Origin of the sequence: Kitasatospora sp. NPDC059462, from assembly GCF_042749955.1 — a bacterium.
Classification (GTDB): domain Bacteria; phylum Actinomycetota; class Actinomycetes; order Streptomycetales; family Streptomycetaceae; genus Kitasatospora.
Map to the genome: position 1 here is coordinate 1 of NZ_JBHYUU010000070.1, position 22,488 is coordinate 22,488.

A 22,488-nucleotide genomic window follows, 5' to 3' on the forward strand; every position below is an offset into this window, starting at 1 on the left:
ACGCCCGGTTACATTCCGAACCCGGAAGCTAAGCCTCACAGCGCCGATGGTACTGCAGGGGGGACCCTGTGGGAGAGTAGGACGCCGCCGAACAAATTTTGAGAAGAACCCCCGCCGGTATTCCGGCGGGGGTTCTTTGCGTTCACCACACGTCGAGCTCACCGTCGCGCATGCCGGGAAAGGCATAGCCCTTGTCCTCGCTCCACGGGACATCGAGGTCGTCCATGTGCACGTGCCATTCCGTTCCGGGCAGAGCCCGGCGCAAGGCGCTCAAGGCGTTCAGCACCTCGGTCAACGCCGGCAGCAGACGGCTGGGGTCGCTCGGCAGCTTCGTGGCGCCGGACACGAGCTCCTCCGGCTCGTCCTCGTCGTAGTCGTACGGGGTGACGCCCTCCTCGTCGGAGAAGGGGAACTCAGCGGCGTGGGCGGCGAGAACGTGCTCGACGGAGGCCGTCTCGGCCTCGGTCAGCGGGTTGGCGCGGCGTGCGGAGTAGTAGATGGAGACGCTCATGGACAGCGAGCGTACTGAGAGGGTGTGACAGCGCCGCCGGCTCCTGTCCGGCGGGGGGTCACGGCCGAGCCCTGAAGGGCGTCTCAGAGGCGGCCGGCGGCCTTGAGGGCGAGGTAGGTGTCGGCGAGGGCGGGAGCGACCGAGGAGGGCGGGGCGTCGATGACCGTGAGGCCGGCGCGGGTGAGGCGGTCGGCGGTGCGGCGGCGGTCGGCGCGGGTCTGCTCGGCGGCCGCGGCGCCGTAGACGGCCTCGACGGTGCCGCGGCCGGCGGCGAGTTCGTCGAGGTGGGGGTCCGAGACGGAGGCGAGGACGACCTCGTGGCGCTTGGTGAGCAGCGGCAGCAGGGGGAGCAGGCCGTCCTCGGCCGGAGCCGCGTCGAGGCCGGTGAGCAGGACGATCAGCGAGCGGTGCGGCGCCATCTTGAGCGCGGTGGCGACCAGCGAGCGCATGTCGGTCTCGTAGAGCGCGGGCTCCAGGACGGCCATCGCGTTGGTGAAGGCCGGGAGGATCTCGTTCGGGGAGCGACCGGCCACCGAGACCCGCTTGCGCAGGTCGTGGGCCAGCAGGTCGACCCGGTCGCCGGCCTTCGTGGCGAGGGCGGTGAGCAGGAGCGCGGCGTCGAGGGAGGCGTCGAGGCGGGGGGCGTCGCCGACCCGGCCGGCGGAGGTGCGGCCGGTGTCGAGGACGACGAGGATGTGCCGGTCGCGCTCGGGGCGCCAGGTGCGGACGGCGACGGTGTGGCGGCGGGCGCTGGCCCGCCAGTCGATGGAGCGGACGTCGTCGCCGGGCAGGTACTCCCGCAGCGAGTCGAACTCGGTGCCCTGGCCGCGGGTCAGGACGGAGGTCCGGCCGTCGAGTTCGCGCAGCCGGGCGAGCCGGGACGGCAGGTGCTTGCGGCTGGCGAACGGCGGCAGCGCGCGGACGCTCCAGGGGACGAGGTGCGAGCCCTGACGGCCGGCCAGGCCGAGCGGGCCGAGCGAACGGACGGTCACCTTGTGGGCGTGGTGGTCCCCGCGACGGGTGGGGGTGAGGACGGTGGTGACGCGGCGTCGCTCGTGCCCGGGCACCCGCAGGGTGTGCCGGGAGGCGGCGGTCCCGGTGCCGGGCCGCCAGGCGGACGGGGCCCAGGCGTCGCGGATCCGGGCGCGCAGGGGCCGTCCGGCCGGGTTGGTGACGGTCAGTTCGACGGCGGCGCTCTCGCCGAGGCGGACCGTGGTGTCGCCGCCCCGGGTGATCCGCAGGCTGCGGACGGGTGCGGCGAGCACCAGGTCGACGACGACGCCGAGCAGGACCGCGCCGGTGACGGCGCCGATCCCGGCCCAGGAGGGCAGCAGCAGGCCCGTGACGAGGGCGCCGAGCGCGGCGAGCAGGGCGGTTCGCCCGGTGAGGGCCATGCGGTGCGTTCCTTCGTCGGGGCCGGGGGTGGGCCGGCCGGAGGGGCGAGCGGGCGGGCCGGCTCAGCGCGGGGCGGGCGTCTGGGCGAGCACCGCCTGGATGACGGAGTCGGCGGTGACGCCCTCCATCTCGGCCTCGGCGCGCAGCGCGACGCGGTGGCGCAGGGTGGGCAGCGCGAGCGCCTTGACGTCGTCGGGGGTGACGTAGTCGCGCCCGGCCAGCCAGGCCCAGGCGCGGGAGGCACCGAGCAGCGCGGTGGCGCCGCGCGGGGAGACGCCGATGGAGAGCGAGGGCGACTGCCGGGTGGCCCGGCAGAGGTCGACGATGTAGGCGAGGATCTCGGGCGAGACGGTCAGCCGGGCGATCTGCTCGCGGGCGGCGGTGATGTGCTCGGGCCCGGCGACCGGGCGGACGCCGGCGGCGGCGAGGTCGCGCGGGTCGAAGCCGGCGGCGTGCCGGGCGAGGACCTGGAACTCCTGGTCGCGGTCGGGCAGCGGCAGGATCAGCTTCAGCAGGAAGCGGTCGAGCTGGGCCTCGGGCAGCGGGTAGGTGCCCTCGTACTCGACCGGGTTCTGCGTCGCGGCGACCAGGAACGGCGCCGGCAGGGCGCGCGGTTCGCCGTCGACGGTGACCTGCCGTTCCTCCATGGCCTCCAGCAGGGCGGCCTGGGTCTTCGGCGGGGTGCGGTTGATCTCGTCGGCCAGCAGCAGGTTGGTGAAGACCGGGCCGGGCTGGAAGGAGAACTCGGCGGTGCGGGCGTCGTAGACCAGCGAACCGGTGACGTCGCCGGGCATCAGGTCGGGGGTGAACTGGATGCGCTTGGTCTCCAGGCTGAGCGCGGTGGACAGGGTGCGGATCAGCAGGGTCTTGGCGACGCCGGGGACGCCTTCGAGCAGCACGTGGCCGCCGCAGAGCAGGGCGACGACCAGGCCGGTGACGGCGGCGTCCTGGCCGACGACGGCCTTGGCGATCTCGGCGCGCAGCGCGGTCAGCGCCTCGCGGGGGTCGCCGAGCCGCGGGTCACCGGACGCGTTGCCGCCGGGGACGGTGCCGCCGGGGACGGTGGTGCCGGGGGTGGCGGGTGCCGTGCCGGGAGTGATGCGGAGCTGGGTGGTGGCCTTCTCGGTCACGGCTTCCGTACCTGCCTTTCGAGGGCGTCGAGGTCGTCGGCGAGCCGCAGCAGCGCGGCGTCGTCGGTCGGGGGCGGGCCGTACAGCAGGGCCCGTACGTCCCCGGCGGACCGCTCGGGGAGACGGTCGGCGACGGCCGCGCAGAGGGCGGTGGGGTCGGGTGCGTCGGCCACGGGCGGCACGCCCAGGGCCGGGGCGATGCGGTGCGCGGCGGCGCGGCGCAGGGCGTCGGCGGCGCGGCCGCGGGCCCTGGCGCGGCGGTAGAGGCGGGCGCGGCCCTCGGTGGTCTCGGAGGCGCGGACCACCACAGGCAGGTTCTCGCCGACGACCGGGCCGAGACGGCGGGCGCGCCAGAGCGCGGCGAGCACGACGGCGACGGCGAGCTGGTACCCGGCCCAGGTCCAGCCCTCGGGGACGAAGTCCCGGAAGCTCTTCCGCCCGCCCTCGGCGACCGGGGCGGTGTAGTCGGGCAGGTGCCAGGTGAGCTGGGGCTGGGCGCCGAGCAGTCCGAGCCCGAGGGCGGCGTTGCCGTCCTTCTTGAGCAGTTCGTTGGTGAGGAACTCGCCGCTGCCGAGAACCACGACGTCGGTGGCGCGGCCGATCGGGACGGAGACCAGGGGGTAGCCGTGGCCGCGCGGGTAGCAGCCCTCGCCGCGGCTGCCGGAGGTGTAGAGCAGGCCGCCGACGTGGGCGCTGCCGGCCCGGACCGCCTCGGGCAGGGAGCAGCCGGGGTCGGTGCTGTGGACGCGGGCGTAGGGGACGCCGCCGTTCTCGTCGGACATGCGGACGCCGGGGGCGAGCGCGCTGAGGGCGGCGGGGCCGGGGGAGACGAGGACCAGCCGGGCGTGTCCGGCGGCAGCGACGGCGGCCAGCTGTTCGGGGCCGAGCAGGTCGGGTTCGGGCAGGACGAGGGTGTCGGCGCCGACGGGGCGGCCGGTGGGGTCGGGGGTGATGTCGACCTTGAGGCCCTGGCGTTCGAGCAGTGCGACCACGGCGTGGCTGCCGGTGGGCTCGTAGGAACGCGGGTCCATCGGCGGGTACTGGCGCTCGTCGTTGGCGGCGGCGAGGACGACGGCGGCGAGCAGGGCGAGGACGAGGACGAGCAGGTACCAGCGGGCGCGTCGCCACAGGCCGCGGCCGGTGGGGGCGAGGCTGGTGGCGGCCGGGGCGGGCGCGCCGGCGGGCGGCGCCGTCGGCGGGGCGGGGGTGGCGCTGGTCATGCGGCTCCTCCGGCGGCCGGGGCGAGGACCGGGCGGGTGCGTTCGAGGGCCCGGTCGAGGTCGCGCAGCAGCTGGTAGGCGGCCTGGTCGGCGGTGCGCTCGCCGTAGGCGATGTCGTCGAACGCGCGGGCGGCCGAGGCGAGGGCGGTGGCGTGCCCGGGCAGCGCGCGGCCGGCCTCGGCGGCGGCCTCGTCGGCGGTGCGGCCGGGGCGGGGGTCGAGCAGGGTGCGTTCCTCCAGGCCGCGGACCAGGGCGCGCATCTGCTCGCGGACGGCCTCCGCCCACCGGCCGGCGGCGGCGTGCCCTTCGGCGTCGGTGCGGTGTTCGGCGGCGCTGCGCGGGCCGGTGCCGCCGAACACGCCGAGGTCGGTGCGGGCGGCCCGGCGGGGCGCGCCGAGGCGCCACCAGAGGGCGGCGCCGATCACCACGGCGACCACCAGGAAGAGGATCAGGCCGGTGGTGCCGCTGGTGCCGCCGCCGGCGAGCGCGCCGAGCGCGTCGTCGAGGCGTTCCATGATCCAGTCGAAGACCCGCTGCTGGATGCTCGGGTCGTGGCGGTGGTAGTCGGCGTTGACCAGTTCGTCGCGCGCCGCGTCACGGGCCGCGTCGCGCGGGGTCGTGACCGGGGCCCCGCCCGCGAGCACGACGATCTCCCCCCAGGCCGGCACCGGGCTCAGAACCTTGCCGGGGCGGGGCCGGCCTGGTCGCCCCAGCCGGTGCCGCCGTACTCGGGCAGGCCGGCGGCGCGGGCGAGCTCGATGTCGAGGGCCTCGCGGCGGATCCGCTGGTCGACGTAGAGCAGCACGCCGATGGTGGAGGTGAAGGGGAGCGTGACGGTGGAGGAGAGGATGCCGCCGATGGCGAGGGTGACCAGCATGGCGGTCGGCATGGTGGCGCTGTCGCCGGCGTCGATCTGGCTGGTGAGGTCGCCCCAGCCGAGCACCATGCCGGCGACCGTGAACGGCGTGCTGATCACGCTGGCGACGATCCAGGAGATGACCAGGCTGAGCAGGGTGATGCCGAAGATCCGCCACCAGGAGCGGCGGACCAGGCGGCGGGAGCGGGAGAGGGCGGCGATGACGCCCTGCTTCTCCAGCATGAGCGCGGGCGCGGCCAGGCTGAGCTGGATCCCGAGCCAGACGACGACGGGCAGGCTGAGCAGGCCCACGACGACGAGCAGGAAGGTGATGCCCGGTTCCTCGGCCCCGGCCACGGCGTAGCCGATCAGCGGGGCGCAGGCCAGCAGGACGATGCCGCCGAGGATCAGGCCGTTCAGCACGGTGAGGCCGACGAGCTGGAGCATCCGGGGCCGGGCGTCGCGCCAGGCCTCCCGGAGCGTGACGGACTGCCCGAGGATGGCGCGGCTGACCACCATGGTCAGCAGGGCGGAGGCGATCACGCCGAGCAGCCAGGCGAGCGGCATGCTGACCAGGGAGCTCAGCACCGGGGTGAGCTCGCCGGTGTCGCCCTGGACGGCGAGCTGGGCCCCGAGCGCGACGCCCTGCTGGACGACGGCGACGCCGAAGGAGAGGCCGAGGGCGACCCGCCAGTGCTTGCGGACGGTGGAGACGGCGCCGTCGAGGATCTCGCCGAGGCCGAGCGGGCGCAGCGGGATGACGCCGGGCTTGGGGCTGGGCGGCGCTCCCCAGCCGTAGGGCCCGCCGGGAGCCCCGTAGGCGGGCTGCGGCCCGTACGGCGGCTGCTGCCCGTAGGGGGGCTGCGGGGCGCCGGGGGCGGTGCCCCAGGCGGGCGGGGCGTCGTGGGGCGGTGCCGACTGGCCGGGCACGGCGGAGGGTGCGTCGGCCGGGGGCCGGGCACCGTCGCGGGGCGGCTCGGGCGAGCCGGGCGAGGCCCAGCCCGGAGTGTCGGTCATCACTGCTCCTCGGAGGGCGTCAGGGTTCGCGGCGCCGGGTGGATCTTCACCTGGGCGCAGCGCCCATCGTGCCATGGTGGTCGGACGCGCCCCAGGGGGAGCCGGTTGCTGAACGGCAACGGCCGCTGCGGGGACGGCCGGTGGGCTCCGAGGGGGGCTCCGGAGGTGGTTGGGGCCGGACCTTTCGCCCGGTATGGCCGGAATTCGCCGGGCCGCCAGTTGGCCGTTCTGGAGCAAAGGGACTGCTGTGCGGCAGGTCACAATCCGGTAATGAGAGGATGGAGCCATGAAGGGACGCGTCCTCGTCGTTGATGACGACTCCGCACTGGCCGAGATGCTCGGCATCGTGCTGCGTGGTGAGGGTTTTGAGCCGTTTTTCGTCGCCGACGGGGACAAGGCGCTAGCCGCGTTCCGGGAGACCAAGCCCGACCTGGTGCTGCTCGACCTGATGCTGCCCGGCCGGGACGGCATCGACGTCTGCCGGCAGATCCGGGCGGAGTCCGGGATCCCGATCGTCATGCTGACCGCCAAGACCGACACGGTGGACGTCGTGGTGGGTCTGGAGTCGGGCGCCGACGACTACGTGACCAAGCCGTTCAAGCCCAAGGAACTGGTGGCCCGGGTGCGCGCGCGGCTGCGCCGTGCCGAGGAGCCGACGCCGGAGCAGCTGACCATCGGCGATCTGGTGATCGACGTGGCCGGCCACTCGGTGAAGCGGGACGGCCGGGGCATCCCGCTGACCCCGCTGGAGTTCGACCTGCTGGTCGCGCTGGCCCGCAAGCCCTGGCAGGTGTTCACCCGCGAGGTGCTGCTGGAGCAGGTCTGGGGCTACCGGCACGCGGCGGACACCCGGCTGGTGAACGTCCACGTGCAGCGTCTGCGCTCCAAGATCGAGAAGGACCCGGAGCGCCCCGAGATCGTGGTGACCGTCCGCGGCGTCGGCTACAAGGCCGGGCCCAGCTGACGTGAGCGACCAGTCCGACGAGACCCCGGCGGGTGCCGCGACCGACGGGGGCGGCTCCGCCGTGCGCGGAGACGTGCTGAGTTCGACCTCGACCGTCCGCAGCCGCCGTCGGCGCGGGCCGGCGGCGCTGTTCGCGCTGGTGAGCCGTCAGCTGCGGCGCCCCGTGCACCGGGTGGCGGCGCTGTACCGGCGGTCGATCCAGCTGCGGGTGGTGGCGGCGACGCTGCTGCTGTCGGTCCTGGTGGTGCTGGTGCTGGGGGTTGTCGTGGTGGCGCAGGTGCGCACCGGGCTGCTGGACACCAAGCGGGCCGCGGCGCGCGACCAGGCGATCGCGGGCTTCCAGACCGAGCTCAACAAGATCGACGAGGCGAGGGACCTGCGGCTGCGGGGCGGCGCGGCCGCGGACCTGACCGCGGAGGAGCCCGGCACCTGGCTGCTGCGGCAGGTCGGCGAACTGGCGGCCGGCGGGCAGAACGTCTTCTCGGTGATCGCGATGCTGCCGGGCGGTCAGCCGGTGCAGCCGGGCCGCACCAGCTTCGGTCCGCGCTACTCGGGCGACATCTCGCCGGACAGCGTCCCGGCCGCGCTGCGGACGAAGGTCGCGCAGGAGGCCGGCCAGACCTTCAGCCAGCCCACCCGGATCCAGCGCTCGGAGAGCGGGAAGACCGAGCCCGGCCTGGTCTTCGGCCAGCAGTTCTTCGGCCCGGACGGCACCAGCTACCAGCTGTACTACGTCTTCTCCTTCGCCCAGGAGACCAAGACCCTCAATCTGATCACCGGCACCCTGGCGACCGCCGGCGTGTTCGTGGTGATCATGATGGGCGGCATCGCCTGGCTGGTGGTGCGCCAGGTGGTGACCCCGGTCCGGATGGCCGCCGGGATCTCCGAGCGGCTGGCCGCCGGGCACCTGGAGGAGCGGATGAAGGTCACCGGCACGGACGACATCGCCAGGCTCGGCGAATCGTTCAACCGGATGGCCAACGCGCTGCAGGCGCAGATCCGCCAGCTGGAGGAGCTGTCCCGGGTGCAGCGGCGCTTCGTCTCGGACGTCTCGCACGAGCTGCGCACCCCGCTGACCACCGTCCGGATGGCCGCCGACCTCATCTACGACAGCCGCGAGGACCTGGACCCGATGGCGGCCCGCTCCGCCGAGCTGCTCCAGGGGCAGCTGGACCGGTTCGAGTCGCTGCTCGCCGACCTGCTGGAGATCAGCCGCTTCGACGCGGGCGCGGCCGTGCTGGACGCCGAGCCGGTGGACCTGCGCGAGATCGTCGGCCGGGTGGTCGAGGCCGCCGACCCGCTGGCCCGGGCCAAGGGCAGCGCGGTGGTGATCCGCGGCGACGGCGAGCCGGTGGTGGCCGAGGTCGACTCCCGGCGCATCGAGCGCATCCTGCGCAACCTGGTGGTCAACGCGCTGGAGCACGGCGAGGGCCGCGACGTCGTGGTCCGGCTGGGCTCGCAGGACGGCGCGGTCGCGGTCGGTGTGCGCGACTACGGCATCGGCCTCAAGCCGGGCGAGGCGTCCCGGGTGTTCCACCGCTTCTGGCGGGCCGACCCGTCCCGGGTGCGGACCACCGGCGGCACCGGTCTGGGCCTGTCCATCGCGGTCGAGGACGCCCATCTGCACGGCGGCTGGCTCCAGGCCTGGGGCGAGCCCGGCGGCGGCTCGCACTTCCGGCTCACCCTGCCGCGCACCCGCGGCGGCGAGATCAGCCGGGCGCCGTTCCGGCTGGAGCCGGAGGACTCGCGCAACAACCGGGGTCTCGGCACGTACGGGACGCCGTACCGGCGGGCGATCCGCCCTTCCGGCTCGACCGCGCTGGCCGCGGCCGAGGAGACCGGGGTCCCGGAGACCCCGGAGGCCTCCGGCAGCGGGTTCGGCAGCGGCCTCGGCGGTGTGCTGAGCATCGGCCCGGGTCTCGGCCGGCGCCGGCCGGAGGGCCCGCGGTCCGACCCGTCGGACGTGCGGCCGGCCGGTTCCGGGTACGGTGCCACCGGCGCGCAGGTCATGGTGGACACCGCGCCGGGCCGGCCGTCGGTGGCGCAGCGGACCGCGGGGCCGGACGGTGCCGCCGGGGCGGACGGCACGGGTGGAACGGACACGGAGGGGTCGCAGGGTGCGAAGGACCAGCGGCAGGACTGAGCCGCGGCTGGCCGGGGTGGTCGGTGCCCTGCTGGGCACCCTGCTGGCCGGCGGCTGCGCGGCGATGCCGGATTCCGGGGGCGTCACCAAGATCGAGCTGTCCAAGAGCTCGGCGGACAAGAACTTCCAGGTCAGGGTCTTCCCGGTGGAGCCGACCAAGGGCGCCAGGCCGCAGGAGCTGCTGGCCGGGTTCCTGGACGCGCTGACCGCCGACGACGACTACGGCACGGCCCGCAAGTACCTGACGCCGACCGCGGCGGCGCACTGGAACGCGGAGACGGGCGTCAAGGTGCTCGGCGGCACGCCGACCCGGCCCGACGTGGACGTGACCGATTCCGACATGGACATCTCGATCCCGCTCCTCGGGCAGTTGGTGGCCGAAGTGGACGAGCGCCACTCGTTCAGGACCGAGGCGCCGCGCGACCTGCGCATCGACTTCTCCTTCGTGCGGGAGAAGGCCGGCGGTGAGTGGCGGATCGACAAGCTGCCCGACGGGCTGATCCTCAACGAGGCCAACTTCCGCAACAGCTACCGCCAGGTCGACCGGTTCTTCTACGCGGCACCGGACCCCTCCGCGGCGTCCGTCGGGTCGGTGACCAACCAGGACGTGCTGATCGCCGACCCGATCTACCTGCGGCGCCGAATAGACCCGCTGGGCTCCGCCGCCAACGCGGTGGTCGCCGGCCCCTCGAAGTGGCTCGCCCCGGTGGCCCGCTCCGCCTTCCCGGACGGCGCGAAGGTGCAGACGGTGACCCTGGACGGCAACCAGACCGGGCACGTGACGGTCGCCGACGTCGACCTGGGCAGCCTCACCGCCTGCCGGCGGATGGCCACCCAGCTCCTCTACACCCTGGCCGACCAGGGGACCGGGCAGATCAACCAGCTGGAGCTCAAGGGCGCGCACGGCGGCCCGACCTGTCAGGCGAGCCGCGGCGACGAGCCCATGACCGGGCCCGGCTCGCTGGCCGGGCAGATGGCGACCCGGCAGTTCTACCAGCGGGAGGACGACGGCGCCCTGTACGAGTCGCGCGGCAGTGACGGCGACGGCGTGCCGGTGCAGGGTCCGCTGGGCCGTGCGCAGCCGTCCGGCCGGCGGCTGGGCACGATCGCGGTGGCCCGGGACGGCGAGCACGCCGCGGCGATCAGCGGGGACGGCCACCAGCTCTTCACGGTGCCGTTCACGGACGGCGTGGGCACGATGCCGCCGCCGGTGCTGACCACCCCGTCCCGCCCCGGGGCGAAGGTGGAGGACGGACTGGCCTCGCCGACCTGGGACGGGCGCGGCGACCTCTACGTGGTGGACCGCGATCCGCAGAGCCCGAAGGTGCTGCTGATCCGCGGACAGAAGGTCGTCGAGGTGCCGGTGGACCGGTTGGACGGCCGCTCGGTGCAGGGCATCAAGGTCTCCTCGGACGGCGTCCGGGTGGCCCTGCTGCTCAAGGACGGCAAGGACGGCAAGGACGGCAAGGGGTACTCGCTCTGGCTGGGGCTGCTCGTCCACGAGGGCAGCAAGGACGCCCCGAGCGCGAAGATCACCGGTCTGCGGCTGGCCAACCCGGCCTTCGAGGAGGTGGTCTCGGTCTCCTGGGCGGAGGCCGACCAGCTGCTGGTGCTGGGCAAGGAGAAGGACAAGCTGCAGCAGCTGCACTACGTCAGCACGGACGGTTCCCCGAACCCCGACGCGCGGCTGCCCGGCGGCGGCGAGATGACCACGGTCGCCGCGTCGGAGTACCAGGCGAACGGCACGGGGAACGGCGGAACGCCGCTGGTGCCTCCGGTGCTGGCGCTGCAGGGCGCGCAGGGCAAGCCGTACCGGCTGGTCAACAACCAGTGGCGGGAGCTGGGGCTGCTGTACCGGGTCTCCTCGTTCATCTACCCGGGCTGACCGGCCGCCCCGGCCGGGACCGGCGGGGCTGTCCGGCTCCGGCCGGCCACGTCACCAGGGCCGGTCGTCGCCGTCCGGCCCGTCCGGGTGGCTGCCCGGGCGCCGCTCCGTGCCGGCCGCCGCGACGGTGGCGGCCGCGCCGGGCGGCAGTCCGGCCGCCGACAGCGCCCGGGCCGCCTCGGCCAGGCTCGCCCCGGTGGTCACCAGGTCGTCCACCAGGACCGTGCGGAGCCCGGCGGGCCGGCGGTGCGCGAGCGGCCGCACGGTGAGCGCGCCGTGCAGGTTGCGGCGGCGCTCGGCGGCCGGCAGCCCGGCCTGGTCGGCGACCGGGCGGGTGTGGCGCAGCAGCGCCGCGACACGGACGTCCAGGCCCTCCCGGCGCAGCGCGCGGGCGGCCGCGTTGGCCAGCCGCAGGGTCGGGTCGTGGCCCCGGGCGCGGACGGCCGCGCGGGCCGAGGGCACCGGGACGAGCAGCAGCGGGGCCCGTCCGGCCTGCGGGCCGACCGCGGAGCGCACCGCCCGGGCGAGGGCCTCGCCGAGCGGGCCGGCCAGCCGCAGCGCGCCGCGTTCCTTGTGGGCGAGCAGCAGCCGGCGGACCGGGCCGTCGTACGGCGCGGCGGCGTGCGCCCAGGGCAGGGCGGCGGAGGGCGCGGGCAGGTCGGCGGCGAGGGCGTCCCGGCAGTCCGGGCAGAGCTGGCCGCCGGTGGCGCCGCAGCCCGCGCAGGGCGCCGGGAGCAGCACGTCGAGCAGACCGGCCAGGGCGTGGGCGAACGGCCCGTGGTCGGACGGCGGTCGGGGCGGTGCGGAGGGCGGCGGCACTGCTGCTCCTTCCGGCTCAGGAACGGAGAGTGAGCAAAGAATGCGCCGTACGGGGGGTGTTGTCCAGGTATTTACCTGTGTTTCACTCACAGGAGGGTAGACGGGGTGCGACGGCTTGACGGGTTGCCCCATTCGTCCGTCATACCCGAACTCTCCGCTGGGGAGGCGAAAACTCCGTGTGAGGTGTTCGATGAGCCGCAGGGGGTTTCAACCGTCCCTGGTGGGGAGGAAGTGAGGTGAGGGCCAGTCGTTCCCGCCGTTGCCGGCGGGAGGGAGGGCCGGCGGAAGGATTGGCTGGTCCGGCTGGTCTCAGCCCGGTCCGGTAGCACCCGGACCGGCGACAGAACGAGGGATCGGAGTTCTGCGTGGACATCGTTGTCAAGGGCCGTAAGACCGAGGTGCCCAAGAGGTTCCGGGATCACGTGGCCGAGAAGCTGGAGAAGGTCCAGAAGTTCGACACCAAGGCGATCAGCCTCGATGTCGAGGTGTCCAAGGAACACAACCCGCGGCAGGCCGACCGGTCCGACCGCGTGGAGATCACTCTCCGTACCCGTGGTCCGGTGATCCGGGCCGAGGCCGCCGCCGCCGACCCCTACGCGGCACTCGACCTGGCCTCGGCGAAGCTCGACGCCCAGCTGCGCAAGTCCGCGGACCGGCGTCGGGTCCACAAGGGCGGCAACGGCCGCACCCCGATCAGCGTCGCCGAGGCGACCGCGGCCCTGGCCGCGCTGCCCGAGACGAAGCCGTCGGAGAGCGCGACCAACGGGGCCGTCCGCAAGACCATGATGGGATCCCTGGAAGTGGAGGGCGAGGGCCCGCTGGTGGTCCGGGAGAAGACGCACCCGGCCGCCCCGATGGCGCTCGACCAGGCGCTCTACGAGATGGAGCTGGTCGGCCACGACTTCTACCTCTTCGTGGAGAAGGACAGCGGCCTGCCGAGCGTCGTCTACCGCCGGCACGGTTACCACTACGGTGTGATCCACCTGAAGGCCGACGGCACGACCGTCGAGGGTGGTGGCGCCGGTGGTGCGATCGGTGCGGGTGACGACGAGGACTGACCGTCCGAGCAGCATGGGAGGGTGACCCCGGTGGCCGCGGCCGCCGGGGTCACCGGCGTTCCGGGGCCGGTCGGCGGCGGTGCCGGGCCGTCGCGCAGGTCACCCGATGCGGGGCGATCGGCGCCGGAGGGTGACCGGAGGGGGCTCCGGCCGTGGAATGATTGGCGCACGACGACCGGCGACGGGGGAGGAGCGGATGGGGGATCACTTCGGGCTGGGGCCCGGCACGGGGCCGGTCGCGGGGGTGTCGCCCGGCCCGGGGGCGGAGCCCGAGTACGCCCTCCGCCGCAGGGAGCCGATCCGCGTCCTGGTGGTGGACGACCACGCGCTGTTCCGCCGGGGCCTGGAGATCGTGCTGGCCGAGGAGGAGGACATCACGGTCGTCGGCGAGGCCGGGGACGGCGCGGAGGCGGTGCTCAAGGCCGCCGACCTGCTGCCGGACATCATCCTCATGGACGTCAGGATGCCGCGCCGCAGCGGGATCGAGGCCTGTACCGCGATCAAGGACGTCGCGCCCAGCACCAAGATCATCATGCTGACGATAAGCGACGAGGAGGCCGACCTCTACGAGGCGATCAAGGCGGGCGCCACCGGGTACCTGCTCAAGGAGATCTCCACCGACGAGGTCGCCACCGCGATCCGCGCGGTCGCCGACGGGCAGTCCCAGATCAGCCCGTCGATGGCCTCCAAGCTGCTCACCGAGTTCAAGTCGATGATCCAGCGCCGCTCCGACGAGCGGGAGTTGGTGCCCGCGCCGCGGCTGACCGACCGGGAGCTGGAGGTGCTGAAGCTGGTGGCCACCGGGATGAACAACCGGGAGATCGCCAAGGAGCTGTTCATCAGCGAGAACACCGTGAAGAACCACGTGCGCAACATCCTGGAGAAGCTCCAGCTGCACTCCAGGATGGAGGCCGTGGTGTACGCGATGCGGGAGAAGATCCTCGAAATAGGGTGACGGCGGGGCCGGTCGGGCCCCGCCGCGCCCCGGGTGCTCAGCCGAGCAGCTTCTCCAGTGCCGGACGGAGCGCCTCGTCGTGCAGCGTTCCGACCCGGACGGCGTCGCAGCCCACCCAGGAGGCCGCCTCGCGCAGCGCCCCGGCCAGCGCCTCCAGGTGGCGCGGCGAGTCCAGCGAGACCTGACGGGCCACCAGCGTGCGCCCCTCGCGGGCGGGATCGACCCGGCCGACCAGCTGCCCGCCGGCCAGCAGCGGCATCGCGAAGTAGCCGTGCACCCGCTTGTGCCGGGGCGTGTAGGCCTCCAGCCGGTGGGTCATCCCGAAGATCCGCTCGGTGCGCGGGCGGTCCCAGATCAGCGAGTCGAACGGCGAGAGCAGGGTGGTGCGGTGGCGTCCGCGCGGCGGCGCGGCGAGGGCCGCCGGATCGGCCCAGGCCGCGCCGGGGGAGCCGTCCGGGCCCCAGCCGGCCACCTGGACCGGGATCAGGCCGGAGTCGGGCAGCACCGCGTCCAACTGGTCGGCGCGCAGCCGGTGGTAGTCCAGCAGATCGGCCCTGGTCGCCACGCCGAGGGCCGCTCCGGACTGCGCGACCAGGGTGCGCAGGCACTCCTCGTCCGTCGGCTCGGCCGCGAACAGCTCGGCGGGCACGGCCTGTTCGGCCAGCGCGTAGACGCGCTTCCAGCTCCGCCGCTCGGTGCAGACCACGTCGCCGAAGGCCAGGGCCCGCTCCACCGCGATCTTGGTGTCGGACCAGTCCCACCACTCGGCGGTCTTCTTGGCGCCGCCCAACTCGGTGGAGGTGAGCGGGCCTTCGGCGCGCAGCCGGTCGAGCACGGTGCGGTACGTCGCGGCGTCGACCTGCTGGCCCCAGACGTGGGCCCTGGCGCGGTAGCGCCGGCGCCGGAAGGCGAACAGCGGCCACTCCTCGACCGGCAGCACGCAGGCCGCGTGCGACCAGTACTCGAAGCTCGCGCCGGAGCTCCAGTACGCCGCCTCGACCGCCGGGCGGCCGACCGCGCCGAGCCGCGCGTACGGGACCAGTTCGTGCGAGCGGGCCAGCACCGAGATGGTGTCGAGCTGGACGGCGCCGAGCCGGCGCAGCACCCCGCGCACGCCGCCGCGGCGGTCCGGGGCGCCGAGCAGGCCCTGGGCGCGCAGGGCGATCCGGCGGGCGTCGTCGGCGCCGAGGACGGTCACCGGGGCGGGGGCTGCGGGACGCGGGCCGGAGGCCGGGCGTGAGGTCGAGGCGGTCATGCCGGCGAGCCTAGACGGGGGCACCGACAACGGGCCCCGGGTGTCCGGGGCCCGTCCGGGCGGCTGTCCGGCCGGTCCGGGGCCCGTCGGCGGGCTGCCGTTCAGTCCGTGAGGTCCTCGGCGAGCAGGGAGGCGATCCAGGTGTCGAGGAACCGTCCGCGCTGCTCGGAGTAGGAGCGCAGGGTGCCCTCGAAGCGGAAGCCGACCCGCTCGGCCACCGCGCGGGAGCCCTCGTTGCCCACGTAGGCGAGCCACTCCAGCCGGCGCAGCCCGAGGTCGCGCAGGCCGTGGCGGGCCACCGCGGCGGCGGCCTCCGCGGTGTAGCCGCGGCCGCGGAACTCCTTGGTCGCCCACCAGCCGACCTCGGCGGCACCCGGCCGGCCGGGGCAGGCCGTGAGCCCCTGGCTGCCGACCAGCGCGCCGGACTCCCGCTCGAACACGGACCAGATCAGGTTGTCGCCGGTCCGCCAGCCGTTGGCGGCGAGGTCGTGGACGAAGTACTCGGCGTCCTGGCGGCCGTACGGGACCGGGACGACGGTCCAGCGCTGGATCTCCTCGTCCTGGCAGGCGGCGAGGATCGCGTCGATGTCGCCCTCGCGCGGGGCGCGCAGGACCAGGCGGTCGGTGGTGAGGACGACGGGCTCCGCGGCTCCCGGTCCGTTCTGCTTCTCCTGCTGCTCTTCCATGGGCGGAGTATTCCGTACAGAGAGAAATCCGGGCATCCGATTAACGGACCGGCGCGCTCAACTGGCCGGACGGCCGTCCGCTTTGCCCCGGTGCGAGGGACTATCGTCGGAAGTGCTCGCGCGGGTGACACGGGAATACCGTGCTGACGCACCTCCCGGGGCATTGGGCTCCTCGCATACGATGGCCCGTGCGGTGGGGTGGATCCACCGTGCAGTCGTCCAGTGCCAATACAGGCAAGGAGCCCGCTCACGTGTCCGTCTTCGACAAGATCCTGCGCGCCGGCGAAGGCAAGATCCTTCGCAAGCTGCAGCGGATTGCCGCCCAGGTCAACTCCATCGAAGAGGACTTCGTCAACCTCACCGACGCCGAGCTGCGCGCACTGACCGACGAGTACAAGCAGCGCCTTGCCGACGGCGAGAGCCTGGACGACATCCTCCCCGAGGCGTTCGCCACCGTCCGCGAGGCCGCCAAGCGCGTGCTCGGCCAGCGGCACTACGACGTCCAGCTCATGGGTGGCGCCGCGCTGCACCTCGGCTACGTCGCCGAGATGCGCACCGGTGAGGGCAAGACCCTGGTCGGCACGCTGCCCGCGTACCTCAACGCGCTCACCGGCAAGGGCGTGCACCTCATCACGGTCAACGACTACCTCGCCGAGCGCGACTCGGAGTGGATGGGCCGGGTGCACCGCTTCCTCGGTCTTGAGGTCGGCGTGATCCTCGGCAACATGACGCCCGCCGAGCGCAAGCGCCAGTACGGGATGGACATCACGTACGGCACCAACAACGAGTTCGGCTTCGACTACCTGCGCGACAACATGGCCTGGTCGAAGGACGAACTGGTCCAGCGCGGCCACAACTTCGCCGTCGTCGACGAGGTCGACTCGATCCTCATCGACGAGGCCCGCACCCCGCTGATCATCTCCGGCCCGGCGGACCAGGCGACCAAGTGGTACGCCGACTTCGCCAAGCTGGTGCTCCGTCTGAAGATCGACCGCGACTACGAGGTCGACGAGAAGAAGCGCACCGTCGGCATCCTGGAGGAGGGCGTCACCCGGGTCGAGGACTACCTGGGCATCGACAACCTCTACGAGTCGGTGAACACCCCGCTGGTCGGCTTCCTGAACAACGCCATCAAGGCGAAGGAGCTCTACAAGGCGGACAAGGACTACGTCGTCATGAACGGCGAAGTCATGATCGTCGACGAGCACACCGGCCGCATCCTGGCCGGCCGCCGCTACAACGAGGGCATGCATCAGGCGATCGAGGCCAAGGAAGGGGTGGAGGTCCAGAACGAGAACCAGACCCTGGCCACCATCACCCTCCAGAACTTCTTCCGCCTGTACGACAAGCTGGCCGGCATGACCGGTACCGGCACCACCGAGGCGGCCGAGTTCCACCAGATCTACAAGCTCGGCGTGGTGCCGATCCCGACCAACAAGACGCCGCTGCGCATCGACCAGCCCGACCTGATCTACAAGTCGGAGCCGGCCAAGTTCGCCGCCGTGGTCGAGGACATCGCCGAGAAGCACGAGAAGGGCCAGCCGGTGCTGGTCGGCACCGTGTCGGTCGAGAAGTCCGAGTACCTGTCGCAGGAGCTGCGCAAGCGCGGCATCCCGCACGAGGTGCTGAACGCCAAGCACCACGAGCGCGAGGCGCAGATCGTCGCCCAGGCGGGCCGCAAGGGCGCCGTCACCGTCGCCACCAACATGGCCGGCCGCGGTACCGACATCATGCTCGGCGGCAACGCCGACCACCTCGCGGCCGCCGAGCTGGCCCAGCGCGGACTCTCCGCGGTGGACACCCCGGAGGAGTACGAGGCCGCGTTCCCGGCCGCCCTGGAGAAGGCCAAGGCCGCGGTGAAGACCGAGCAGGACGAGGTCAAGGAGGCCGGTGGCCTCTACGTCCTCGGCACCGAGCGGCACGAGTCCCGCCGGATCGACAACCAGCTGCGCGGCCGTTCCGGCCGTCAGGGCGACCCGGGCGAGTCCCGCTTCTACCTGTCGCTGGGCGACGACCTGATGCGCCTGTTCAAGGCCGGCATGGTCGAGCGCGTGCTCTCGATGGCCAACGTGCCCGAGGACGTGCCGATCGAGTCGAAGATGGTCACCCGGGCCATCGCCTCCGCGCAGACCCAGGTCGAGCAGCAGAACTTCGAGATCCGCAAGAACGTCCTCAAGTACGACGAGGTGCTGAACCGCCAGCGCGAGGTCATCTACGGCGAGCGCCGCCGGGTGCTGGAGGGCGAGGACCTCCAGGAGCAGGTCGGCCACTTCATGGACGACACCGTCGAGGCGTACGTCCGGGCCGCCACCGGCGAGGGCTTCGAGGACGACTGGGACCTCGACAAGCTCTGGACCGCGCTCAAGCAGCTCTACCCGCTCACCCTGGACCTGGAGGACCTGGAGGAGGAGGCCGGCGGCACCGCGGGCCTCACCCCGGAGTTCCTCACCAAGGTCATCCAGGAGGACGTCCAGGCGCAGTACGGCGCCCGCGAGGACCAGCTCGGCACCGAGATCATGCGCGAGCTGGAGCGCCGCGTCGTGCTGTCGGTGCTGGACCGCCGCTGGCGCGAGCACCTCTACGAGATGGACTACCTCCAGGAGGGCATCGGCCTGCGGGCCATGGCGCAGCGCGACCCGCTGGTCGAGTACCAGCGCGAGGGCTTCGACATGTTCACCGCGATGATGGAGGGCATCAAGGAGGAGTCCGTCGGCTACCTGTTCAACCTGGAGGTCCAGGTCGAGCAGCAGGTCGAGGAGGTCCCGGTCGAGGACGCCCAGGTCGTGCTCGACAAGCTGGAGAAGGACGCCGCCCGCCCGGAGATCAAGGCCAAGGGCCTGGAGGCCCCCAAGCCGCAGCGGCTGCACTACACGGCCCCCTCGGACGAGGTCGGCGGCGGTGTGGTCGAGGGCGACTTCGAGGACCTCGGCGCGGAGGACGAGGGCGACGGGATGACCCGCGCCGAGCGCCGCAAGGCGGCCAAGTCGGCCAAGGGTCGCCGCCGCAAGGGCTGAGCCGGCGGCCGGTCCGCGCTTCGGACCGGCCCGCCGCCGGGCAGGGCGCCGCTCCCGTACGGGGGCGGCGCCCCGCGCCGTTTCCGGGGGCGCCGCGAGCGGACCGCGGGCGGGCGGCGCGGGGGTGCGGGCGGCGTTCACCGGGCCTCCACGGCGGTGCACTGCCACTGGCCGGAGGGGCCGCGGGGCTCCAGCCGGAACGCCACCACGTGGTGCCGGGTGCCGAGGTCCACCCGGACACAGGCCTCGACCGCGCCCGGGGAGGGCGAGCGGTCGTGCACCGGGCCGAGCCGCGGCCGCTCGTCGGCGCGGGTCCGGCGCAGGGTGCCGGCCCGGACCAGGGTGGAGAGCTGGCCGTAGCAGTCCAGGGTGGTGTGGCGCAGCAGCTGGCCGGACGGCCGGGCGCCGGTGAGCACCTCCACCAGCCGGTGGGCGAACCTGGTGCTCAGGGCGTCGAGCGGTTCGCGGGCCGGAGCGCCGGTGCACCCGGCCCGGGGGCGGCGGGGCCGGCGCGGGGGCCCCGGGTGGTGGTCCCGGGCGGTGCCGGGGGAGCGGGAGGGGCGTGCGGAGAGCACGGCGGGCGGGCCGAAGGGCGGTGCGGCGCGGTTCGGGCACGTGGTCATGGGCCTTCCTCGGGGGCGGTCGGCGTGGGGCCGGTGCGGTGGTGCGGGTACGGACGGGTCCTTGCTAGTGGCCGCCCGATGGGGTCGGCAACGGGTTTGCCGTGGTCTCCCGAACGACCCCGAAGTTCACCTATCCGGGTGAGCCGGCCCGTGCGGCGGCTGGCCTGCGGGCATCCCCGTGGGCGCCGGGTTGACGCGCCGGGGAGGGTGGCGGGGCCCGAAAGGGGACGGTCCGTTCGGCAGGACGGGCGTTGCGCCCGGGGCCGGTCCGCGCGCAGGATCGAAGGCCGGGCGGTACGCCTCGCACGGCGGCCGTCCCGGCACGGCACCGACACCGACACCGGCACCGGCACCGGCACCGACACCGGCACCGACTCCGCACCAGCACCGCCCCGACGACGACAGGCGGCCGGTATGACGACATGGGTATCCGGGACACGTCCGGCGCCGCCGCCGAGCGGCGGCGCTCCCCGGCGCGGCCTGGTGCTGGGCGGCGGCGGCATGCTCGGCGCGGCCTGGACGGTCGGCGCGCTGTGCGCCGTCGAGGAGGCGACCGGCCGGGCAGCGGGCGACGCGGAGGTGCTGCTCGGCACCTCGGCGGGCGCGATCCTCGGCGCCCTGCTCGCGGGCGGGGCGGACGCCGGCCAGCTGCGCGACCACCAGCGGGGCCTGCCGGTCACCTCCGGGCCGCTGGCCGGGACCGACTTCGACTACGACACGGCGGTCGGCGGCGCGCTGCCGCCGCGCCCCCGGGCGGGCATCGGCTCGCCCGGCCTGCTGCGGGACGCCGTCCGGCACCCGCGCACCTACCCCTGGCTCACCATGGTCTCGGCGATGGCGCCGCACGGCCGGGGCTCGCTGGCGTCGGTCGGCGCGCTGGTCGGCGGCCTGTTCGGCGACGGCGCCCCCGGTACCCGGGGCGGTCCCGGCGAGGGCGGCTGGCCGGCGGGTTCGGCGCTGAGGGTCGTCGCGGTGGACTACCGCAGCGGCCGCCGGGTGGTCTTCGGCGATCCCGGCGCACCCCCCGCCCGGGTCGGGGAGGCGGTGATGGCCTCCTGCGCGATCCCCGGCTGGTTCGCGCCCGTCCCGGTCGGCGGCACCGAGTACGTGGACGGCGGCTGCTGGTCGGCCACCAACGCCGACCTGCTGCTGGACCGGGGCCTCGACGAGGTGTTCGTGCTCGCCCCGATGGCACTGCGTCCCGACCCGCCGGGGCGCTCGGAGCCCGACGGCGGCGCGTCCGCCGCCACGCGCGCCCGGCGCGTGCAGGAGTGGCTGCACGCCGCGCGCGAACGGGACCGTCCGAGCGGGGTGCTCGCCCAGCTGGTCGCCCGCTACCGCCGGACGGTGACCCGCCAGCTGATGCGCGAGGCCCGGCTGCTGCGGGCCGGCGGCGTGCGCGTCCACCTGCTCGCGCCCACCCCCGCCGACCTGCGCGTGATGGGGCCGAACATGATGGACCCGGCCCGCCGCGGCCCCGTCCTGGAGAGCGCGCTGGACACCTGCCGGCGCTCCCTGGAGGCCGCGCGCTGACGGTGCGCGGAGCCGGGCCGCCCGGTCCGCCGGTGCGGGGGTGATCACGGCCGGCCGTCCGGAGCTTATTCTTGGGGGCGCTGGAAGCTGTGCCGCTGGACGAACCGGAGAGTGCCACCGATGCGCGTGTACGTGCCCACCACCCTGACCGGCCTGGCGGCGGCGCACTCGGGCGGCGCGCTGGAGCAGTCCGCGGCGTACGCCGTGACGCCCGCGCTGCGCGAGTGGTACGTCAGCGACGACCTGGAGGAACTGGAGTACGCGGCGCTGAACCGGGCCGCGCAGTCCTCGCTGCGCCTGCTGGCCGCCACCCCCGACGCCCCGCGCCGGCGCGTCGTCGTGGCGCTCGACGTCGCCGACTCGGCGGTCAGGCCGTTCCCCGGCGACGAGTACCAGGACCAGGCCTCGCTCGGCCGGGTGGTGCTGGCCGGCCCGGTGAAGCTGGCCAAGGCGGCCGCGGTGCACGCGGACGTCGCCGACGCGGACGTGGTGGCCGACGTGACGGCGGCCGTCGAGGCGGTGACGGCCGCGGACGCCGGCGACCAGGACGCCCAGTTCACCGTGGACGGCGCCGAGGACCACGACCTGCTCTGGTTCGCCACCCAGGAGATCGCCGCCCTGCTGGCCTGAGGGCCGGTGCGCACCCCGCGGGCCGGGTGAGCCCCGTCCTACCGGTCCGGCGCCGCCCGGCGCTACCGTTCACGGGTGCGCACTCATATCGTCTGGGACTGGAACGGAACGCTCTTCCACGACATGGAGGCGGTGCTCGGCGCGAGCAACGCCGCCTTCGCGACCGTCGGCGTGGGCCCGATGACGCTGCAGGAGTACCGGGAGCAGTACGAGATCCCGATCCCCCGGTTCTACCGGCGGCTGCTCGGCCGGATGCCCTCCGACGACGAGTGGCTGCGCCTGGACGACGCGTTCCACGACCGCTACCGCGAACTGAGCACCGCCTGCGGCCTCACCGAGGGCGCCCGTGAGCTGCTGGACGGCTGGCGGGCGGCCGGGCGCAGCCAGTCGCTGCTGTCCATGTACGAGCACGAGCGGCTGCTGCCGGTGGTCGAGGGCTTCGGCCTGACCGGCCAGTTCCTGCGGGTGGACGGGCGCAGCGGCCCGGCCGGCGGCCAGAAGGCCGAGTACCTGGTCCGGCACCTGGCCGCGCTCGGCGCACAGGTGGACCCGGCCCGCACGGTGCTGATCGGCGACGCGGCGGACGACGCCCTGGCCGCGCTGGACGCGGGCGCGCACGCGGTGCTGTACACCGGCGGCTCGCACACCCGGGAGAAGCTGGAGCCGGTCGGCGTGCCGGTGGTGGACACCCTGGCGGAGGCGGTGGAGCTGGCCGGCCGGCTCGCCGGGTAGCGGCGGCCGGGCGTGGCGCGGGCCACGTCCACCGTTGGCGTGTCCGGGCGGGCGAAGCGGCC

General features: G+C 74.2%; 19 protein-coding genes and 1 rRNA gene. 10 read left to right on the forward strand and 10 right to left on the reverse strand.

Annotation, left to right across the window (positions count from 1 at the left end):
* A 5S ribosomal RNA gene (gene rrf / locus ACFXAM_RS19170) occupies window positions 1–93 on the forward strand; the annotation flags it as partial.
* 49 nt (window positions 94–142) lie between these two features.
* Here the strand turns inward: rrf and ACFXAM_RS19175 are convergent.
* The 6 genes from ACFXAM_RS19175 to ACFXAM_RS19200 form a co-directional block, all read right to left on the reverse strand.
* On the reverse strand, window positions 143–511 hold the full coding sequence (locus tag ACFXAM_RS19175) for a hypothetical protein (RefSeq protein WP_380292676.1): 369 nt from the start codon (window positions 509–511) through the stop codon (window positions 143–145).
* 83 nt (window positions 512–594) lie between these two features.
* On the reverse strand, window positions 595–1,905 hold the full coding sequence (locus ACFXAM_RS19180) for a DUF58 domain-containing protein (protein ID WP_380292678.1): 1,311 nt from the start codon (window positions 1,903–1,905) through the stop codon (window positions 595–597).
* A gap of 63 nt (window positions 1,906–1,968) precedes the next feature.
* On the reverse strand, window positions 1,969–2,898 hold the full coding sequence (locus ACFXAM_RS19185) for an AAA family ATPase (RefSeq protein WP_380292719.1): 930 nt from the start codon (window positions 2,896–2,898) through the stop codon (window positions 1,969–1,971).
* Window positions 2,899–3,032: 134 nt separating this feature from the next.
* Window positions 3,033–4,256 carry a DUF4350 domain-containing protein gene (locus ACFXAM_RS19190; protein ID WP_380292680.1) on the reverse strand — a complete coding sequence of 408 codons (1,224 nt, stop codon included), beginning with the start codon at window positions 4,254–4,256 and terminating at the stop codon, window positions 3,033–3,035.
* Complete coding sequence (locus tag ACFXAM_RS19195; RefSeq protein ID WP_380292682.1) at window positions 4,253–4,924, reverse strand: DUF4129 domain-containing protein; 672 nt, start codon at window positions 4,922–4,924, stop codon at window positions 4,253–4,255. Before ACFXAM_RS19195 ends, ACFXAM_RS19190 begins: the two co-directional genes overlap by 4 nt.
* Before the next feature lie 5 nt (window positions 4,925–4,929).
* A complete protein-coding gene (locus ACFXAM_RS19200) occupies window positions 4,930–6,129 on the reverse strand; it encodes a hypothetical protein (RefSeq protein ID WP_380292683.1) in 1,200 nt (399 codons plus the stop codon).
* A 286-nt stretch (window positions 6,130–6,415) separates the two neighbouring features.
* On the opposite strand from ACFXAM_RS19200, the gene mtrA reads away from it, so the two are divergent.
* The 3 genes from mtrA to ACFXAM_RS19215 are packed head-to-tail and all read left to right on the forward strand — an operon-like array spanning window position 6,416 to window position 11,121.
* Window positions 6,416–7,093 carry an MtrAB system response regulator MtrA gene (gene mtrA / locus ACFXAM_RS19205; RefSeq protein ID WP_030061806.1) on the forward strand — a complete coding sequence of 226 codons (678 nt, stop codon included), beginning with the start codon at window positions 6,416–6,418 and terminating at the stop codon, window positions 7,091–7,093.
* Window position 7,094: 1 nt separating this feature from the next.
* Window positions 7,095–9,236, forward strand: coding sequence for an MtrAB system histidine kinase MtrB (gene mtrB / locus ACFXAM_RS19210; protein WP_380292685.1), 2,142 nt, complete (start codon window positions 7,095–7,097; stop codon window positions 9,234–9,236).
* A complete protein-coding gene (locus ACFXAM_RS19215; protein WP_380292687.1) occupies window positions 9,211–11,121 on the forward strand; it encodes an LpqB family beta-propeller domain-containing protein in 1,911 nt (636 codons plus the stop codon). The genes mtrB and ACFXAM_RS19215 overlap by 26 nt, the downstream gene beginning before the upstream one ends.
* Window positions 11,122–11,172: 51 nt before the next feature.
* Here ACFXAM_RS19215 and ACFXAM_RS19220 read toward each other — a convergent pair whose 3' ends face one another.
* The gene (locus ACFXAM_RS19220) at window positions 11,173–11,940 is read right to left on the reverse strand and encodes a ComF family protein (RefSeq protein WP_380292689.1); all 768 of its coding nucleotides are present in this window, start codon (window positions 11,938–11,940) and stop codon (window positions 11,173–11,175) included.
* A gap of 365 nt (window positions 11,941–12,305) precedes the next feature.
* Here ACFXAM_RS19220 and hpf point away from each other — a divergent pair, with 365 nt between their 5' ends.
* Together hpf and ACFXAM_RS19230 are read left to right on the forward strand one after the other, a co-directional pair.
* Window positions 12,306–12,998 (forward strand): ribosome hibernation-promoting factor, HPF/YfiA family, encoded by a 693-nt coding sequence (gene hpf, locus ACFXAM_RS19225; RefSeq protein WP_380292691.1) that lies wholly within the window; start codon window positions 12,306–12,308, stop codon window positions 12,996–12,998.
* 196 nt (window positions 12,999–13,194) lie between these two features.
* Window positions 13,195–13,953 (forward strand): response regulator, encoded by a 759-nt coding sequence (locus ACFXAM_RS19230; RefSeq protein WP_380292693.1) that lies wholly within the window; start codon window positions 13,195–13,197, stop codon window positions 13,951–13,953.
* Between the two features lie 37 nt (window positions 13,954–13,990).
* Here the strand turns inward: ACFXAM_RS19230 and ACFXAM_RS19235 are convergent, their stop codons facing one another.
* Window positions 13,991–15,208, reverse strand: a complete 1,218-nt coding sequence (locus ACFXAM_RS19235; protein WP_380292695.1) for a winged helix-turn-helix domain-containing protein — start codon at window positions 15,206–15,208, stop codon at window positions 13,991–13,993.
* A gap of 101 nt (window positions 15,209–15,309) precedes the next feature.
* Window positions 15,310–15,894, reverse strand: a complete 585-nt coding sequence (locus ACFXAM_RS19240; RefSeq protein ID WP_380292697.1) for a GNAT family N-acetyltransferase — start codon at window positions 15,892–15,894, stop codon at window positions 15,310–15,312.
* Window positions 15,895–16,145: 251 nt separating this feature from the next.
* Here ACFXAM_RS19240 and secA point away from each other — a divergent pair, with 251 nt between their 5' ends.
* Window positions 16,146–18,908 (forward strand): preprotein translocase subunit SecA, encoded by a 2,763-nt coding sequence (gene secA, locus ACFXAM_RS19245; RefSeq protein ID WP_380292699.1) that lies wholly within the window; start codon window positions 16,146–16,148, stop codon window positions 18,906–18,908.
* Window positions 18,909–19,045: 137 nt separating this feature from the next.
* Here the strand turns inward: secA and ACFXAM_RS19250 are convergent, their stop codons facing one another.
* Window positions 19,046–19,531 carry an Rv3235 family protein gene (locus ACFXAM_RS19250; RefSeq protein WP_380292701.1) on the reverse strand — a complete coding sequence of 162 codons (486 nt, stop codon included), beginning with the start codon at window positions 19,529–19,531 and terminating at the stop codon, window positions 19,046–19,048.
* Between the two features lie 414 nt (window positions 19,532–19,945).
* Here ACFXAM_RS19250 and ACFXAM_RS19255 point away from each other — a divergent pair, with 414 nt between their 5' ends.
* The 3 genes from ACFXAM_RS19255 (at window position 19,946) to ACFXAM_RS19265 (ending at window position 22,426) form a co-directional block, all read left to right on the forward strand.
* Window positions 19,946–21,064: a patatin-like phospholipase family protein gene (locus ACFXAM_RS19255; protein ID WP_380292703.1), complete on the forward strand. Its 1,119-nt coding sequence runs from the start codon at window positions 19,946–19,948 to the stop codon at window positions 21,062–21,064.
* 120 nt (window positions 21,065–21,184) lie between these two features.
* The gene (locus ACFXAM_RS19260) at window positions 21,185–21,694 is read left to right on the forward strand and encodes a DUF6912 family protein (RefSeq protein ID WP_380292705.1); all 510 of its coding nucleotides are present in this window, start codon (window positions 21,185–21,187) and stop codon (window positions 21,692–21,694) included.
* 75 nt (window positions 21,695–21,769) lie between these two features.
* On the forward strand, window positions 21,770–22,426 hold the full coding sequence (locus ACFXAM_RS19265) for an HAD family hydrolase (RefSeq protein ID WP_380292707.1): 657 nt from the start codon (window positions 21,770–21,772) through the stop codon (window positions 22,424–22,426).
* Window positions 22,427–22,488: the final 62 nt, after the last annotated feature.